11 protein-coding genes and 1 riboswitch are annotated in these 14,956 nt (G+C 67.6%); of the genes, 6 read left to right on the top strand and 5 right to left on the bottom strand.

The genetic code is table 11. From position 1 onward, the window contains the following. Window positions 1-19: 19 nt before the first annotated feature. Window positions 20-1,900, bottom strand: coding sequence for a phosphomethylpyrimidine synthase ThiC (gene thiC, locus CF68_RS16370; protein WP_035820575.1), 1,881 nt, complete (start codon window positions 1,898-1,900; stop codon window positions 20-22). A gap of 101 nt (window positions 1,901-2,001) precedes the next feature. Then, window positions 2,002-2,103, bottom strand: a riboswitch (TPP riboswitch). 198 nt (window positions 2,104-2,301) lie between these two features. Here thiC and CF68_RS16365 point away from each other — a divergent pair. After that, window positions 2,302-3,963 (top strand): acyl-CoA dehydrogenase family protein, encoded by a 1,662-nt coding sequence (locus tag CF68_RS16365; protein ID WP_035820573.1) that lies wholly within the window; start codon window positions 2,302-2,304, stop codon window positions 3,961-3,963. Window positions 3,964-3,967: 4 nt separating this feature from the next. Here CF68_RS16365 and CF68_RS16360 read toward each other — a convergent pair whose 3' ends face one another. Then, window positions 3,968-5,647: a GMC family oxidoreductase gene (locus CF68_RS16360; protein ID WP_035820571.1), complete on the bottom strand. Its 1,680-nt coding sequence runs from the start codon at window positions 5,645-5,647 to the stop codon at window positions 3,968-3,970. Between the two features lie 315 nt (window positions 5,648-5,962). Here CF68_RS16360 and CF68_RS16355 point away from each other — a divergent pair, with 315 nt between their 5' ends. Then, window positions 5,963-7,366, top strand: a complete 1,404-nt coding sequence (locus tag CF68_RS16355) for a coniferyl aldehyde dehydrogenase (RefSeq protein ID WP_035820569.1) — start codon at window positions 5,963-5,965, stop codon at window positions 7,364-7,366. Here the strand turns inward: CF68_RS16355 and CF68_RS16350 are convergent, their stop codons facing one another. Next, window positions 7,367-8,308, bottom strand: a complete 942-nt coding sequence (locus CF68_RS16350) for a Kdo hydroxylase family protein (RefSeq protein ID WP_035820568.1) — start codon at window positions 8,306-8,308, stop codon at window positions 7,367-7,369. 202 nt (window positions 8,309-8,510) lie between these two features. Next, window positions 8,511-9,674 (bottom strand): methionine adenosyltransferase, encoded by a 1,164-nt coding sequence (metK, locus tag CF68_RS16345; RefSeq protein WP_029047350.1) that lies wholly within the window; start codon window positions 9,672-9,674, stop codon window positions 8,511-8,513. 334 nt (window positions 9,675-10,008) lie between these two features. Between metK and CF68_RS16340 the strand changes: the two genes are divergently transcribed. The 4 genes from CF68_RS16340 to CF68_RS16325 all read left to right on the top strand — a co-directional run bounded on the left by CF68_RS16340 (window position 10,009) and on the right by CF68_RS16325 (window position 13,627). Continuing rightward, the gene (locus tag CF68_RS16340) at window positions 10,009-10,911 is read left to right on the top strand and encodes a lysophospholipid acyltransferase family protein (RefSeq protein ID WP_035820566.1); all 903 of its coding nucleotides are present in this window, start codon (window positions 10,009-10,011) and stop codon (window positions 10,909-10,911) included. Then, the gene (locus CF68_RS16335; protein ID WP_035820564.1) at window positions 10,908-11,801 is read left to right on the top strand and encodes a lipid A biosynthesis lauroyl acyltransferase; all 894 of its coding nucleotides are present in this window, start codon (window positions 10,908-10,910) and stop codon (window positions 11,799-11,801) included. Before CF68_RS16340 ends, CF68_RS16335 begins: the two co-directional genes overlap by 4 nt. A 42-nt stretch (window positions 11,802-11,843) precedes the next feature. After that, on the top strand, window positions 11,844-12,710 hold the full coding sequence (dapF, locus tag CF68_RS16330) for a diaminopimelate epimerase (RefSeq protein ID WP_035820562.1): 867 nt from the start codon (window positions 11,844-11,846) through the stop codon (window positions 12,708-12,710). Window positions 12,711-12,817: 107 nt separating this feature from the next. Next, window positions 12,818-13,627, top strand: a complete 810-nt coding sequence (locus CF68_RS16325; protein WP_035820560.1) for a polyphosphate kinase 2 family protein — start codon at window positions 12,818-12,820, stop codon at window positions 13,625-13,627. Between the two features lie 14 nt (window positions 13,628-13,641). On the opposite strand, the gene CF68_RS16320 is transcribed toward CF68_RS16325, so the two are convergent. Then, entirely contained in the window at window positions 13,642-14,949 is a 1,308-nt protein-coding gene (locus tag CF68_RS16320) for a patatin-like phospholipase family protein (RefSeq protein WP_035820559.1), read from the bottom strand. Window positions 14,950-14,956 lie beyond the last annotated feature (7 nt).

Here is a 14,956-nt window from a genome sequence, read left to right as displayed (position 1 = left end):
CGTACTGCCTGTCACTGCATCACGAGTAGATCTTGCTGCCCTTCTTCAGGAACTCGATCGACTTCTCTTCCATGCCCTGCTTCGCTTCCTTGGGCAGCGAGGCCGCGTAGTCGCGCACTTCCTGCGTGATCTTCATCGAGCAGAACTTCGGCCCGCACATCGAGCAGAAGTGGGCGATCTTGGCGCCTTCGGCCGGCAGCGTGGCGTCGTGGTACGAACGCGCGCGTTCCGGATCCAGGCCCAGGTTGAACTGGTCTTCCCAGCGGAACTCGAAGCGTGCCTTGGACAGCGCGTTGTCGCGCAACTGCGCGCCCGGCCAGCCCTTGGCAAGGTCCGCGGCGTGCGCGGCGATCTTGTAGGTGATGATGCCTTCGCGCACATCTTCCTTGTCCGGCAGGCCCAGGTGTTCCTTGGGCGTGACGTAGCACAGCATGGCGGTGCCCATCCAGCCGATATTGGCCGCACCGATGCCGCTGGTGATGTGGTCGTAGCCGGGGGCGATGTCCGTCACCAGCGGTCCGAGCGTATAGAACGGCGCTTCATAGCAGTGCTTCAGCTCTTCATCCATATTGGCCTGGATGCGCTGCAGCGGCACGTGGCCCGGGCCTTCGATCATCACCTGCACATCGTGCTCCCACGCCTTGGCGGTGAGCTCGCCCAGCGTGCGCAGTTCGCCGAACTGGGCGTCGTCGTTGGAGTCAGCGATGCAGCCCGGACGCAGGCCGTCACCGAGGCTGAACGACACGTCATAGGCCTTCATGATTTCGCAGATCTCATCGAAGTGCGTGTACAGGAAGTTTTCCTTGTGGTGCGCCAGGCACCACTTGGCCATGATCGAGCCACCGCGCGAGACGATGCCCGTGACGCGGTCGGCGGTCAGCGGCACGTAGCGCAGCAGCACGCCGGCGTGGATGGTGAAATAGTCCACGCCCTGCTCGGCCTGCTCGATCAGCGTGTCGCGGAACATCTCCCAGGTCAGGTCCTCGGCGATGCCGCCGGTCTTGTCCAGCGCCTGGTAGATAGGCACCGTGCCGATCGGCACCGGCGAGTTGCGCAGGATCCATTCGCGGGTTTCATGGATGTGCTTGCCGGTGGACAGGTCCATGATGGTGTCGGCGCCCCAGCGGATCGACCACACCATCTTTTCCACTTCCTCGGCCAGCGACGAGGTCACCGCCGAGTTGCCCAGGTTGCCGTTGATCTTGACGCGGAAATTGCGCCCGATCGCCATCGGCTCCAGCTCGGTGTGGTTGATGTTGGCGGGAATGATGGCGCGGCCCGAGGCGATTTCCTTGCGCACGAATTCCGGCGTGATGTCTTCCGGGCGCAGCGGCAGGCCGGCGCCCAGCGCGTTGCCGGGGTGCTGGCGCAGCAGCGCCTTGTATTCGGGCTTGTCGTACAGCGCCTGCAGGTTCAGCGATTCGCGCAGCGCCACGTATTCCATTTCCGGCGTGATGATGCCCTTGCGCGCATAGTGCATCTGCGACACGTTGGCGCCGGCCTTGGCGCGGCGCGGGTTGGTCAGCTGGGCAAAGCGCAGGTGCGCGGTGGCGGGGTCGTTGGCGCGGTCGCGGCCGTATTCCGACGACAGGCCCTTGAGCACTTCGGTATCGCCGCGCTCATCGATCCACTTGGCGCGCAGCGCCGGCAGGCCGGCCTTCAGGTCGATATGCACGTCCGGGTCGCTGTACGGGCCCGAGGTGTCGTACACCGGGATCGGCGGATTGGACATCTCGCCCTTGTCGGTGCGAGTCGACGTTTGCAGGATCGTGCGCAGCGGCACGCGGATATCCGGGCGGCTGCCGGTCAGGTAGGTCTTGCTGGAAGCCGGATAGGCGAATTTCTGGTCGAGGTCGCTTTCGAGCGATTCGAAGGATGCAGCGGGGGCAGTACGGGCCATGGGTGTCGTCCTCTCTCTTGCGGGGGTGGACGAAACCAGGAGCCTTGTGAGCGCTGCCTGGGGCCTGGGGCCTGGGGCGGCGAGTCCCGGAGGGACTGGAGACTTGGTCTTGTGAAACTTCCCACGCCGGTACTAGCCGGATCGGGTTCGAAGGGACTCTCTCAGCCGCACGGCCCATCCGTACGGCACCCCTGTTTCATCCAACGGGGTGAATTTAAGCACAAGCCCCTGGCGGGCGCTAGTGCCAATTCACGTCCATTTGTGGTGCCACAGCTGTGCGCACAGGTATCAAATGACGCATGCTGCAACGCACGAATCCCACGCAAGGGCATGGCAATGCACTCAAACGCGCGTCACGTGCTCTACCATGCAAGCAGGACGCGTCCACCTTCCATGCCGCCATGACTGAAGCTGCCACCCACCGCGTATTCAACCAGGTGCCCGATCTCGCGCACTACAACCTGTTCGCCACCGATCCGGCGCTGCGCGGCGCGCTGGAGCGGCTGGGAGGCGGCTGGCATGCCGGTGCGCTGGACCAGTTCGGCGCGCGCCTGGGCGAGCCGGAAGTCCAGCAATGGGCAGCCGATGCCAACCGCCACACGCCCGAGCTGCACACGCACAGCCGCACCGGCGAGCGCATCGACGCCGTGGATTTCCACCCGAGCTGGCACGCGCTGCTGGGCTTGCTGCGCAGCCAGCAGCTGCAGGCCCTGCCCTTCGCGCAACCGCGCGCGGGCGCATGGGTGGCGCGCACCGCCGGCTACTTCCTGCAGGCGCAGGTGGAATCCGGCTCGCTGTGCCCGCCCACCATGACCTTCGCCAGCATCCCGGTGCTGCGCAAGGAAACCGCACTGTTTGCCGAGCTGGAGCCGCGGCTCTATGCGACCGAACACGATGCACGCGACCTGCCATGGCGCAGCAAGAGCGCGATCATGATCGGCATGGGCATGACCGAGAAGCAGGGCGGCTCGGACGTGCGCGCCAACACCACCGTGGCGCGCGCGGTGCGCGGCGAAGGCCGCGGCGCGGAATACGCGCTGACCGGGCACAAGTGGTTCTTCTCCGCGCCGATGTGCGATGCGCACCTGGTGGTCGCGCGCATGGGCGCCGAAGACGGCCCGCTGTCGTGCTTCTTCGTGCCGCGCTTTCGCGACGACGGCAGCAAGAACGCGGTGCTGATCCAGCGGCTCAAGGACAAGCTCGGCAACCGCTCCAATTCCAGCAGCGAGGTGGAGTTCCGCGACGCCACCGGCATCCTGATCGGCGAGGAAGGCCGCGGCATCCCGACCATCATCGAGATGGCCACCAGCACGCGGCTGGACTGCGTGATCGGCAGCGCCGCGATCCTGCGCGCCGCCTTTGTGCACGCGCTGCACCATGCGCGCCACCGCAGCGCCTTCGGGCGCCTGCTGGCCGACCAGCCGCTGATGCGCAATGTGCTGGCCGACCTGGCGCTGGAATCCGAAGCGGCCACGCTGCTGATGATGGAACTGGGCCACGCCTTCGAGCACGCTGACGATGATCCGCTCGCGGCGGCATGGAAGCGCGTGGTCACCCCCGCGGCCAAGTTCTGGGTCTGCAAGCGCACGCTGGAAGCCACCGGCGAAGCGATGGAAGTCTGGGGCGGCAACGGCTATGTCGAAGAAAGCCCGATGGCGCGCCTTTACCGCGAGGCGCCGGTCAACTCGATCTGGGAGGGCTCGGGCAACATCATGTGCCTGGACGTGCTGCGCGCGATCCAGCGCAATCCCGACGATGCCGCACGCTTGCTGCAAGACCTGTCGCGCCGCGCCGGCGGCCATCCGGCGGTACGCGCGGAACTGGCGTCGCTGCAGGCCATGCTGCACGAGAACCCCGAACTGCTGGAAGCCAATGCACGCCGCTTTGCGCAGGGACTGGTGCTGACCGCACAGGCCGCGCTGATGCTGGCGCATGCCGATACCGAGAATGCCGAGCTGTTCGTCGCCAGCCGGCTGGGACGGCAGCACGGGCGCGTGTTCGGCACGCTGGATGCGGATGCCGACGTGCTCAAGCGGGTGTTCTCGCGCGGCTTCGAAGGCTGACGATTCACGCCTCCATCGATTCCAGCACCCGCAGCATCACCCGCGGCGCATAGCGGATCAGGTCATGCGCGCGCTCGCCGATCATGATGGCGGGCGCATTGAGGTTGCCGCCGACCAGGGTCGGCATCACCGACGCATCGACCACGCGCAAGCCCTCGACGCCGCGCACGCGCAACTGCGGGTCCACCACCGCCATCGCATCCATGCCCATGCGGCAGGTGCCGACCGGGTGATAGATGGTGTCGGCATGCTCGCGGATCAGCTCGCGCACGGCAGCGTCGTCGCTGCCATCGGCACGCAGGCCGGCGGAATATAGTTCGCGCCCGCCGAAGCCGGCCAGCTGCGGCTGCGCAAAGATGCTGCGCACGATGCGCACGCCGGCCACCATGTCGTCCAGGTCGCGCGCATCGCTCAGGTATTGCGGGTCGATCAGCGGCGCGCGCCGGATATCGTGCGAGGCCAGCCGCACCTCGCCGCGGCTGCGCGGGCGCAGCACGCAGACATGGCAGGAATAGCCGTGGCCGAAGTTCAGCCGGCGCATGTGGTCATCCGCCATGCCGACCACGAAATGCAGCTGCAGGTCGGGCTCGGGCAGATCCGGGCGACTGCGCAGGAAGCCGCCTGCCTCGGCGAAGTTGCTTGACATCATGCCGGTGCGTTCGCGCCGGTAGCGCAGCATTTCAGGCACCAGCCGCGCCAGGCCGCCGAACGACACGCCGAACAATTCAGGCACGGCCACGCGCTTGTGCAGCACGATATCCAGGTGGTCCTGCAGGTTGGCGCCCACGCCGGGCAGGTCATGCACGACGGCGATGCCGTGTTCGCGCAAGTGCGCGGCGGGGCCGACGCCCGACACCATCAGCAGCTGCGGCGAGCCGAACGTGCCCGCGCACACGATCACGTCGCGGCGCGCGCGCAGCAGGTGCCGGCGGCCCTCGCGCACCACCTGCACCCCGGCCGCATGGCGGCCTTCGAAGACAATGCGCAGCGCCTGCGTATCGGTCAGCACCTGCAGGTGCGCGCGGCCGCCGTTGCAGGCCCGGTCGCGCTTGTTGCCACCGTGCAGGTAGGCACGCGCCGCGTTCCAGCGCTCGCCCGCGTGCTGCGTGACCTGGTACCAGCCCACGCCCTCCTGCTCTTCGCCGTTGAAATCGTCGTTGCGCGGGAAGCCCGCCTGCTGCGCGGCCTCGATGAAGCGTTCGGCAAAGGGGTTGGGGGTGCGCAGGTCGCTCACGTGCAACGGGCCGTTGCCGCCGTGCAGCGGGTCGTCATCGCTGCCGGCCAGGCGCTCGTTGCACTCGGCGCGGCGGAAGTACGGCAGCACGTCGTCCCACGACCAGCCGTCGCAGCCGGCGGCGGCCCACGCGTCGTAGTCGGCGGCACGGCCGCGCGTGTAGATCATGGCGTTGATCGAGGAACTGCCGCCCAGCCCGCGCCCGCGCGGCTGGTAGCCGCGGCGGCCGTTCAGGCCTGGCTGCGGCACGGTTTCATAGCCGTAGTTGCGTGCCCCCGCGCGCGGCAGCAGCGCGGCAAGCGCCGCGGGTGTGCGTACCAGCACATGGTGATCGTGGTGCCCGGCCTCGACCAGGGCAATGGTGTCGTCGCCGCTGTCGGCAAGCCGCCCCGCCAGCGCACAGCCCGCCGAGCCCGCGCCGACGATGACGTAGTCAAAGGTGGTTTCCATCTGTCTCCCCGCGAGTCCGCAGGCGGCGCGCGTGCGTGAGCCGGGCCGCGCCAGTGCGTGCGCGCCCTGTCCGCCCAGCGGATGGCAAGCTGTGAGATTCAGTGTAGGCGCTAGCCCGGACGGTGGAGAAGCCCGGTGGCGCGGGCCGCCGGCGCGGCGCAGACGGGCGTTTGAATTGCCCTTCTGGTAGGAAACTTCCATTGCCATGGCTGGCACGCTACCTTATCGTGCGCGGGAACACGCGGACCGCTGCATCGCCACCCGCCGCGATCCGCTTCCACTGTCCCCGCTTGTCCCTTGCCCAGGAGCGCAGCAATGCGAGAAGTCCCCGACCTGTCGTCCGTCTTTGGCGCCATGCACGCCGCGTCGCGGCGCGACCAGCTGCCCGCCTGGGCCGTGCGCGCTGACCGCCTGCAGCGCCTGCGCCGGCTGGTGACAGAGAACGAGGCTGCCATTGCCGCCGCCATCCACGCGGACTTCACCAACCGGCCGCGGCAGGAAACCGCGCTGCTGGAGGTATTCCCGAGCCTGGGCGGCATCGACGACGCGCTGCGCCACGGCAAGCGCTGGATGCGCGTGCGCCGCGCCGCCACCGGCTTCTGGTTCCGCCCGGGCCGCTCGCGGCTGGTGCCGCAGCCGCTGGGAGTGGTGGGCATCGTGGTGCCCTGGAACTATCCGCTGTACCTGACGGTGGGGCCGCTGGCCGGCGCGCTGGCGGCGGGCAACCGCGCCATGGTGAAGCTGTCTGAATACACGCCGCGCTTTGCGGCCTTGTTCGCGCAACTGGTGCCGCAGCACTTTGCGCCGGACGAGATCGTGGTGGTCAACGGCGATGCCGAGGTGGCGAGCGCCTTTACCGCGCTGCCCTTCGACCACCTGCTGTTCACCGGCTCGACCGCGGTCGGCCACCATGTGATGCGCGCGGCGGCCGCCAACCTGACGCCGGTGACGCTGGAACTCGGCGGCAAATCGCCGGCGATTATCGGCGCCGGCGCCGACCTGCCGCGTGCGGTGGAGCGCATCCTGGTGGGCAAGCTGATGAACGCGGGCCAGACCTGCATCGCGCCAGACTACGTGCTCGTGCCGGAAGACCTGCGCGGGCAGCTGGTGGAGGCCGCACGCCAGTGCGTGGGCCGGCTCTATCCGGACCTGGCGCGCAACGGGGACTACACCAGCATCATCAGCCCGCGCCACTTCGCGCGCCTGGCGGCGCTGGTGGACGAAGCCGCGGCGCAAGGGGCCACCGTGGTGCCGCTGTCCGATGCCCAGCCGGACGCGCAGGCGCGGCGCCTGCCGCCGGTGCTGCTGCTGGATGCGCCCGAAGGCGTCACGGCGATGCGCGAGGAGATCTTCGGGCCGGTGCTGCCCGTGGTAACATACCGCACCCTGGACGAGGCGGTGGACTACATCAATGCGCGCCCGCGCCCGCTGGCGTTATACCTGTTCGAGCGCGACCGCGGCGCCATCGGCCATGTGATGAACCAGACCGTTGCCGGCGGCGTCACGATCAACGACACGCTGTTCCATATCGCCCAGGACGGCCTGCCCTTCGGCGGGGTCGGCGCCAGCGGCATGGGCGCCTATCACGGCCAGGCGGGCTTCGACACCTTCTCCAAGGTGAAGCCGGTGTTCCACCAGGCCGGCCTGAACGGCGCCGGCCTGCTCAAGCCGCCTTACGGCAAGACCTTCGAGACGATGTTGCGCCTGCTTCTGCGTTGATCAGGACACCAGCATTGGCCGCCCGAGCATGCGCGACAGCACCGCCTCGGGCGAGTGGGTGTGGTCGGAAATCGCCTGCGGCGCCAGGTAGATGGTCTGCTCCATCATCGCCCGCCCGCGCATGGCCGCGTGCAGCAGCTGGTCGCTGAAGACGATCCAGGTGGAACCCGGCGGGAAGTGGAATTCCTGCTGCGGCACCTTGGCCTGGTAGTCCAGGTCGGCCTTGGCCAGGTCATGCAGCTGCAGCATGCGATGGTCGTATTCCGAGCGCTTGCGCTTGGTGATATGCAGCAGCTTCATCAACGCCGCCTGGCCAGGCCACATGCCATGGGTCCTGGGCACGAACTTCTGCGCAAAATCGGCGAACGGCTCGCCCACGCGCCACACGCGCGCCGCGGCCGGGTCGATATTGTGGAACACGCGCAACAGGCGCTTGCCCAGCATCGGGTTGGACGGGAACGAGTCCACGTGCAGGCGGGTGTCGTCCTTGCGCCAGCTGACCGGGCGCCCGGCGATCTCGCTGGGCCGCAGCGAGGTGCCGGCGCGCGTCATGTGGGGGATGTATTCCGGGAACAGCGTGCGCACCAGCAATTCGCTGTTGTCGGCATAGCGGCGGATCAGCGTGTACAGGTCCGCCAGGTCCTGCGGGCTGCCCTGGGCGCCGCGCACCGCGGTGTCGTCGGCGCGCAGGTTGATGTTCTTGGACTTGCCGTCGGAATAGCGGCTGTCCAGGAAGCGCTCTTCGCCCGGCTGGAAACGGAAATTCAGGTTCGGGAAGTACAGCACGGCGCCCTGCTCCAGCTCGCGGCGCAGCGTGGCGCGTTCCTCGGCCGTGACCTGCGGCGCCCAGTCGGTATACGGCTGCGGGCGGATCAGGTTGAGCTGGCCGGCGGCGGGCGGCTGGGTTGAAGTCGAGGGGGCAAGGACAGGCGCTTCGGACATGGCATCCTCTGGAAACGGTCACCAGTGTTTGGGGTCGGCCGCCGGCGTGGCGGCTGGGGATGGCGGGATTTTACTCCCTGCAGTCAGCCGTGGCGCCGGCGTCACGCGGCGACTGGACCAGGATCAAGCCCGCGTAAAAAAACCCCGCGGGCCCTTGCGGGCCGGCGGGGCTTGCCGTCAGTGCTGCTGGCGCGGGTGGCGCTTACAGGCCGGCCGCGGCGCGCAGGGCAGCCGCCTTGTCGGTCGCTTCCCACGAGAATTCCGGCTCTTCGCGGCCGAAGTGGCCGTAGGCGGCAGTCTTCTCATAGATCGGACGCAGCAGGTCCAGCATCTGCACGATGCCCTTCGGACGCAGGTCGAAATGCTCCTGCACCAGTTCGGCAATCTTGGCGTCGGGGATCTTGCCGGTGCCTTCGGTGTAGACCGTCACGTTGATCGGGCGGGCCACGCCGATGGCGTAGCTGACCTGCACCTGGCACTGGCGCGCCAGGCCCGAGGCCACCACGTTCTTGGCCACGTAGCGCGCGGCGTAGGCGGCCGAGCGGTCGACCTTGGACGGGTCCTTGCCCGAGAACGCGCCGCCGCCGTGGGGCGAAGCGCCGCCGTAGGTATCGACGATGATCTTGCGCCCGGTCAGGCCGCAGTCGCCCTGCGGGCCGCCGATGACGAAGCGCCCGGTCGGATTCACCAGGTACTTGGTTTCCTTCAGCATCTCGGCCGGCAGCACCGGCTTGATGATCTCTTCGATCACCGCTTCGCGGATCTGGGCCTGGGTGATGTCCGGCGAATGCTGGGTCGACAGCACCACTGTATCCACGCTGTGCGGCTTGCCGTCGACATAACGCACCGTGACCTGCGACTTGGCGTCCGGGCGCAGCCAGGGCAGGCGGCCGTCGCGGCGCAGCAGCGACTGGCGCTCGACCAGGCGGTGGGCGTAGTAGATCGGGAACGGCATCAGTTCCGGGGTCTCGTCGCAGGCGTAGCCGAACATCAGGCCCTGGTCGCCGGCACCCTGGTTCAGGTAGTCGTCGGAAGCTCGGTCCACGCCCTGGGCGATGTCGGGCGATTGCTTGTCATAGGCGACCAGCACCGCGCAGCCCTTGTAGTCGATCCCGTACTCGGTATTGTCGTAGCCGATGCGCTTGATGGTGTCGCGCGCGATCTGGATATAGTCGACGTTGGCGGTCGTGGTGATTTCCCCCGCCAGCACCACCAGACCGGTGTTGCAAAGCGTCTCGGCCGCCACACGCGCATACTTGTCCTGCGCCAGGATGGCGTCCAGGACGGCGTCGGAAATCTGGTCGGCGACCTTATCGGGATGGCCTTCGGAGACGGATTCCGAAGTAAAAAGGAAGTCGTTTGCCACGAACTTATTCTCCAGGTTGGCTATTGCGTGCCAGCACGTTCGGTTCATGGCGGCGACGCTTTAGCGGTATTTCAGGCAGCCCGGTCAGAGCCGCATCGCCCCGCAAGTTGTCAGTTAACTCGGCGATACACGCTATTATACGCGCCTGCCGGACTCGTTGCAGCGCGCCAGGGGCGCCGGCGCAACACCAGCGCCGCCTTGGCGCGCGCTGGCCGTGCGCCTTGCCGGATGTCGGCACGCTGCGCGCGGATCTGAATACCGCCATCGAAAAAAACGCCTGTTGGCCCGCCCGTTTTCCGGCACGGACGCGCGACAGGCTCGCTTTTCGCGCCTGATGACCTTTCTTTTCTGGCTTATCTCCCGTTTTCCGCTCCGCCTGCTTCAAGCCATGGGGGGCGTGCTTGGGCTAATCGCGGCGAGACTGCCCGGCCGCTATAGCCAGCGCGTTAGGGAAAACTTCCGCCTTGCGTTTCCGGATGCGACCGACGCGATGATCGACGAAGCCGGCCGCTCGGCCGGGCGCATGATCATCGAGATGCCTTACTTCTGGAGCCGCAGCAAGATCGGCGCGAAGCTGCATGGCTTCGACGACGACATGTGGCCGGCCTTGGGGGCGCTGCAAGCGCGCGGTAAGGGGCTCATCATCCTGACGCCGCACCTGGGCTGCTTTGAAGTGCTGCCCCAGTCCCATGCCTTGCTGCGCCCGATCACCGCCCTGTTCAAGCCGCCGCACCAGCCGTGGCTGCGCGACTGGATCGAGAAAATGCGTACGCGCCCCAATGTGCATATGGCGCCGGCCACGCCACGCGGCGTGCGCATGCTGGTCAAGGCGCTCAAGCGCGGCCAGGCGGTGGGCATCCTGCCGGACCAGGTCCCGACCGGCGGTGAAGGCAACTGGGCGCCGTTCTTTGGCAAGCCGGCCTACACCATGGCGCTGGTGCGCCGGCTGCAGCAACTGACGCAGGCGCCGGTGGTGGTGGTGTTTGCCGAGCGGCTGCCGCGCGGCGCGGGCTATCGCGGCCACTACCGGGTGATCGACGGCGGCGGCATGCTGCCCGAGGATGCCGCCGAGGCCGCCGGCGTGATCAACCGCCATATCGAACAACTGGTGGCGATGGCGCCCACGCAGTACCTGTGGGGCTACCACCGCTACAAGCATCCGGCCGGCGCCGAGCTGCCGCCTGACTATACCGCCAGCACCGCGACCAAGACGACCACTGATCCTTCCCTTTCATGAGCCGCGTGTTCACCTGGCTCGGCATCGGACTGCTGACGGTGCTGGGCAAGCTGCCGTATCCGTTTGTTGCCCGCTTCGGCGAAGGGCTGGGCAGCCTGCTCTACCTGGTCCCCAGCGAACGCCGCCGCGTGGTGCGGGCAAACCTGCGCCTGTGCTTCCCTGACAAGACCGAGACCGAGATCGACGAACTGTCTCGCGAGAGCTTCCGCATCCTGTTCCGCAGCTTTGCCGAGCGCGGCATCTTCTGGACCGGCAGTGAAGCGCAGATGCGCCGCTGGGTGCAGATCGACGACCAGGCCGGCCTGGTGGCGCTGGATGGCACCCCGCATATCCTGGTGACGCTGCACCTGTCGGGCGTGGAAGCCGGCGCGATCCGGCTCACCATCCACCTGCGCGAGCATCTCGGCCGCTCCGGCGCATCGCTCTATACCAGGCAGAAGAACGACCTGTTCGACCACTTCCTGAAGCACGCGCGCGGGCGCTTCGGCGCCAACATGATCGCGCGCAACGACAGCGCGCGCGACATCCTGCGCTGCCTGAAGAAAGGCGAGGCGCTGCAGCTGATCGCCGACATGGATTTCGGCGAGCGCGACTCGGAGTTCGTGCCGTTCTTCGGCGTGCAGGCGCTGACACTGACCTCGGTGTCGCGGCTGGCACGCCTGACCGGGGCCAAGGTGGTGCCGATCTACACCGAGATGCTGCCCGACTACCAGGGCTATGTGCTGCGCATCCTGCCGCCCTGGGAAGACTACCCCGGCGCAAGCGTCACCGACGACACGCGCCGCATGAATGCCTTCTTCGAGGACTGCATCCGCCCGCGCGTGCCGGAGTACTACTGGGTGCACAAGCGCTTCAAGCACCGCCTGCCGGGCGAGCCCGAGATCTACTGAGCGCGCCGGCACATCCGGCGCCGCGCAGCTACAATCCCCACCATGAAACTCCAGTTCACCAAGATGCACGGCGCGGGCAACGACTTTGTCGTGCTCGACGGCATCCACCAGCAGATCGACCTGACCCCGGCGCAATGGCGTGCGCTGGCCAGCCGGCATTTCGGCGTGGGCGCGGACCAGATCCTGATCGTTGAAAAGCCGTCCCGCCCCGATGTCGACTTCCGCTACCGCATCGTCAATGCGGATGGCAGCGAGGTGGAGCACTGCGGCAACGGCGCGCGCTGCTTTGTGCGTTTTGTCACCGACAAGGGCATGACCGACAAGCGCTCGGTGCGCGTCGAGGTGATGAACGGCGTCATTACCCTGACGCTGCAGGACGACGGCCAGGTCACGGTGGACATGGGTGCGCCCGAGCTGGAACCGGCGCGCGTGCCGTTCCGTGCGGAAGGCCTGCCCACCCGCGCGGAAGGCGCGGACACGCTGTACGGCCTGGAGGTCAACGGCCGCACCGGATGGATCTCGGCGGTATCGATGGGCAATCCGCACGCGGTGCAGGTGGTGGACGACGTGGAGAACTTCCCGGTGCTGCAGGACGGCCCGGTGGTCGAGCACCATTCCGCCTTCCCCAACCGCGTCAATGCCGGCTTCATGCAGGTACAGGACCGCAACACCATCCGGCTGCGTGTCTACGAACGTGGTGCCGGCGAAACCCTGGCCTGCGGCACCGGCGCCTGCGCGGCCGTGGTGGCCGGCATCCGGCGCGGCCTGCTGGACTCGCCGGTACGGGTGCATACCCATGGCGGCGAACTGACCATTGCCTGGGACGGCGGTGCGGAACCGGTGCGCATGACCGGCCCGGCCACCACCGTGTTTGAAGGCAGCATTGACCTGGCAGCCCTGCCGGCCTGACCATAGGGGCTGTGCGCCCCATTCCACACGCTCCGCATTCCTTGCCGCGGAGCCCCGGCCGGGGCGTCCATTCCCTTGATCTTGCTGGTCAGACCGATGGAGCGCCCATGCCGCTGGACGATTTCCGCATCACCTCGGGCAAGCGTTTTCGCCTTGCCGACTTCGACCCGGGCAGCAAGCCGCTGTCGTGCGGCAAAAAAGAAGAAGACCTGGCCCGCATCATCGAGCTGAGCAACGCCCTCGACGCGCAGCAGGACATCTTCTACGCCGAGCACCGGCGCAAGCTGCTGGTGGTGCTGCAGGGCATGGATACCAGCGGCAAGGACGGCACCGTGCGCGGCGTGTTCCGCAGCTTCGATCCGCTGGGCATCCGCGTGGTGGGCTTCAAGTCCCCGTCGCCGGAGGAACTGGCGCGCGACTACCTGTGGCGCATCCACCTGCAGGTACCGAAGACGGGCGAGATCGTGGTCTTCAACCGCAGCCACTATGAAGACGTGCTGATCACGCGCGTGCACAACTGGATCGACGCCGCCGAGTGCGAGCGGCGCTTCCGCCAGATCCGGGACTTCGAGTCGATGCTGACCGAGACCGGCACCACCATCGTCAAGTGCTTCCTGCATATATCCCGCGACGAGCAGAAGGCACGGCTCGAAGCGCGCCTGGCGGACCCGGAGAAGCACTGGAAGTTCGACACCAACGACCTCGCCGAGCGCAAGCACTGGAAGGCCTACATGGACGCCTACGAGGCTGCCATCATGGCGACCAGCACGCCCGAATGCCCGTGGTACGTGGTGCCGGCCGACTCCAAGACACACCGCAACCTGATGGTGGCGGAGATCCTGACCAAGGTCTTCGAGGACCTCAAGCCGGCCTATCCGCCGGCCCGGCCGGAACTGGCCGGGATCAAGGTCGACTGAGCCGCCCGGCCGCCTCAGCCACCGTTGCCGCGGTGCACGTCGTGCGTGACGAAGGGGTGCTCGCGGCTGGGCATCGCCAGCCATTGCGGGTGGCGCAGGGTCTGGCGGATATCGTCCAGGCCGCTGGTCCAGTGTTCGTGCATGGTCAGCGAGCCGAACTGGTAGTCCTTGGCCATGTTCTCGAACGACTTGTCGCGGTAGATCAGCTGGATCACGTTGCGCCGGGCATCGCAAGCCTGTTCCGCGGCGCGCCGGTACCATGCGTTGTCGCGCTTTGACGCGGGCACCAGCGCCATCACTTCATTGAGCATGCGGCGCATGTTCTGCTGCTCGCGCATGTAGTCGGTAATGGCGCGCGTGCGGCTGGAATAGCGGATCTCCTTCTCGCGCTCGGCCACGTCGACCAGATCGTGCGGCAGCTTGCCGCGCGCGCTCCACAGGTCGACCTGGAAGATCAGCGCGTCGCGCCGCGGCTGCGCCGTCAGCACCTCGGCCAGCGGCGTGTTCGATACCAGCCCGCCATCCCAGTAGTACTCGCCATCGATCTCCACCGCCGGAAACCCCGGCGGCAGCGCGCCCGAGGCCATGAAATGCTCGGGGCAGAGCTTGTCGCGGGTATTGTCGAAGTAGGCGAAATTGCCGGTGCGCACATTGACCGCCCCCACCGAGACGCGCATCAGGTCGGGGCGGTGGTTGATCAGGTCGAAGTCGGCAAAACGCTCCAGCGTCGCCTTCAGCGGCGTGGTGTCGTAGAAGCTGGCATGGCTCGGGTCCGAGTAGCGCGACATCAGTTCCGGCCAGCTGCGCGGCTGGAAGAAGCCACGCTGGCCTTCCAGCATGGCACGCGCCGCATGCAGGCCATCGAACCAGATCCGCATCGGCTCGGGCCAGCCTTCGGCATGGTCGGCGAACCAGGTATGCGACAGGCTGGGCAGCCACGGCTGCGCGCAGATGTACTCCCAGAAGGCGCGCAGTTGTTCCACGCGGCGCTGGGGCGGATTGCCGGCGATGATGGCGGCGTTGAGCGCACCGATGGAGATGCCGGCAACCCAGTTCGGGTAGATGCCGCCCTCGGCAAGACCCTGGTACACGCCGGCCTGGTAGGCCCCGAGCGCGCCGCCGCCCTGCAGCACCAGCGCGCGCACGGCATAGGCCTCGTGCGCCGGCCGGTCCGGGGCCTTGGCAGCTTGGCGCACCGGCTTGCGCGGCCGCACCTGCGCGCCGCGCTCGGCCAGCGAGTCGCCATTGCCGGCCGATTCCGCCGTTGTGGATGGCGTTGCCGCCTGCCGCCCTGCCCGTTCCTGCCGCTCTTTTGCCGCCACGCCGCGC

This window comes from Cupriavidus sp. SK-4, from assembly GCF_000611125.1.
Classification (GTDB): Bacteria; Pseudomonadota; Gammaproteobacteria; order Burkholderiales; family Burkholderiaceae; genus Cupriavidus; species Cupriavidus necator.
The sequence above is the reverse complement of the archived record's forward strand: the minus strand, read 5'-3'. Positions and strand labels throughout refer to the sequence as shown.

Bases quoted from the DNA above. Each gene is read 5' to 3' on its own strand.
- thiC (WP_035820575.1), bottom strand. From the start codon at position 1,900: ATGGCCCGTACTGCCCCCGCTGCATCCTTCGAATCGCTCGAAAGCGAC.
- CF68_RS16365 (WP_035820573.1), top strand. From the start codon at position 2,302: ATGACTGAAGCTGCCACCCACCGCGTATTCAACCAGGTGCCCGATCTC.
- CF68_RS16360 (WP_035820571.1), bottom strand. From the start codon at position 5,647: ATGGAAACCACCTTTGACTACGTCATCGTCGGCGCGGGCTCGGCGGGC.
- CF68_RS16355 (WP_035820569.1), top strand. From the start codon at position 5,963: ATGCGAGAAGTCCCCGACCTGTCGTCCGTCTTTGGCGCCATGCACGCC.
- CF68_RS16350 (WP_035820568.1), bottom strand. From the start codon at position 8,308: ATGTCCGAAGCGCCTGTCCTTGCCCCCTCGACTTCAACCCAGCCGCCC.
- CF68_RS16340 (WP_035820566.1), top strand. From the start codon at position 10,009: ATGACCTTTCTTTTCTGGCTTATCTCCCGTTTTCCGCTCCGCCTGCTT.
- CF68_RS16335 (WP_035820564.1), top strand. From the start codon at position 10,908: ATGAGCCGCGTGTTCACCTGGCTCGGCATCGGACTGCTGACGGTGCTG.
- dapF (WP_035820562.1), top strand. From the start codon at position 11,844: ATGAAACTCCAGTTCACCAAGATGCACGGCGCGGGCAACGACTTTGTC.
- CF68_RS16325 (WP_035820560.1), top strand. From the start codon at position 12,818: ATGCCGCTGGACGATTTCCGCATCACCTCGGGCAAGCGTTTTCGCCTT.